We start from the raw sequence: 1656 nt of genomic DNA, 5'->3' as shown, positions 1-1656 counted from the left end.
GGCGTCGCGAAAGCGGGTTTCGGTCTGGTAGACGTCGCGCGGATCGATGGCGGTGAGGATGTCGCGTGCGCGCAGCCGGTTGGAGCGCGGCAGGTTGAACAGCTCCGACATCAATGTGTCGCATTCGATGACATCGGTGCGGATATCCCATGCCCAGCTGGCGAGCGAGGCCGCATCGAGTGCGATGGCGCGTCGTTTTTCCTCGCGCGCAAGTGCGGCCTCGGCGATCGCGCCGCTGCGGGTTGCGTCCTTTAGGGTGAACAGGCTGGCGGCCAGGCCGGCGAGCGCCTTCAACTGGTCGAGCTCGGTTCGGGATGGAAAACCATGCGGCTCGCGGTCGAGCACGCACAGCGTGCCGATGCGGGCACCTGCCACGATCATCGGCGCGCCGGCATAGAAGCGGACATGGTGCTTTCCGGTGACCAGCGGGTTGGTCTTGAAACGGGGGTCCGCCGTTGCATCCACGACCACCATCGGCTCGTCGCCGGCGGCAATCGCATGGGCGCAGAAGGAGACGTTGGTCGCGGTTTCGGTCTCGTCCAGGCCGAAGCAGGATTTGAACCAATGCCGTTCAAGGTCGACGAGTGTGACCAGGGCCATCGGCACCTGCATCACCGCTGCGGCAAGGCTGCTGACGCGGTCGAAATCGGGGTCGGCCGCCGTATCCAGCATCTCCAATCCGTGCAGCACGGCCAGCCGGTCGATATCCATGACTGCTAGCGCAACTTCGGCCGGCAGATCGGGTGCTGTTTGCGTCTTGCCAATCACCCCAATTGCCTCGTCCCGGTCTTCGTCGCCGCATGCTTGCGCTGGTGCAAGGCCAGCACGCTTTTCCGGAACCATCCTAGCGAGGAACCGTTACCCGACCATGATTTGCCGGGCGCGCCAGTTGGTGCAGAATGAGACAGGGATCGAGCATGGCCAAGATCATTCCAGAAAACAAGGCGCGGCAGGGGCGATGGGGCTGGCATGGATTTCGGATCCTGATCGCCGCACTGCTTCTGGTGTTTGCTGCATGGGGCATTGCCGAGATCTATGGTGTGTTGATCAAGGCGCCTAACAGCGATGAACAGCATGTCCCCACACCGCCCAACACCACCGAGCAGGCTCCTGCCGGGTAAAGCGGGCCTGTCCGTTGCGCCGCACCTCATCAGGCGGCTCTCGACTGGGCCGCGCTCGCCGGAACCAATACATTCAGTGCGCCAGGCTGAATCTCGATTACCGTTTCACGGTCAAGCCTGACCAGTTCGCCGTCCATGACGGCGCGAAATTTGCGGCTGCCCGAATGGATTTTCAGCACCGTTCTGTTTGTCTGGTGGATTTCGACATGTTCGTTGTCGCGCCATTTGCCGCGCGCCATGTTGAAGAAGAACTTGACCAGTTCGGCGCGCTGCTTCGCCACCGTGACATAGACACCGAGCACGCCGCCCGCAGGATTGTCGGCATAAGGCAGATGGCCTTCACCGAATAAGTTGTTGGTGATGCCGATGCCGGTGATGCGTGCCGCCATTTCGGCATCGCCGATGCTGAGCGTCACATTCATCGCAGGTGGATTGTTGATCGTTGCCCAAGCCGCCTTGGCCGAGGCGCGGATCTTTCCCAACCGCGAACCGAACTCCATCTTCTGGCGCAGTTGCACCATCTTCGCGTGCATGC

Annotated in this window: 2 protein-coding genes and 1 pseudogene; 1 reads left to right on the top strand and 2 read right to left on the bottom strand. The window is 62.0% G+C overall.

What is annotated here, in order from left to right:
- On the bottom strand, positions 1-711 hold a 711-nt coding region (locus EN994_RS30290; protein ID WP_164746368.1), incomplete at its 3' end, for a GAF domain-containing protein.
- Between the two features lie 206 nt (positions 712-917).
- Between EN994_RS30290 and EN994_RS30285 the strand changes: the two genes are divergently transcribed.
- Positions 918-1121 carry a hypothetical protein gene (locus EN994_RS30285; protein ID WP_013529290.1) on the top strand — a complete coding sequence of 68 codons (204 nt, stop codon included), beginning with the start codon at positions 918-920 and terminating at the stop codon, positions 1119-1121.
- A 29-nt stretch (positions 1122-1150) separates the two neighbouring features.
- On the opposite strand, the pseudogene EN994_RS30280 reads toward EN994_RS30285, so the two are convergent.
- Positions 1151-1656: pseudogene (locus tag EN994_RS30280) on the bottom strand (diacylglycerol kinase family lipid kinase); the annotation flags it as partial.

The sequence above is a fragment of the Mesorhizobium sp. M7A.F.Ca.CA.002.09.1.1 genome (genome assembly GCF_003998555.1).
Classification (GTDB): Bacteria; Pseudomonadota; Alphaproteobacteria; order Rhizobiales; family Rhizobiaceae; genus Mesorhizobium; species Mesorhizobium ciceri.
This window is presented reverse-complemented; position numbering and strand designations above follow the sequence as displayed.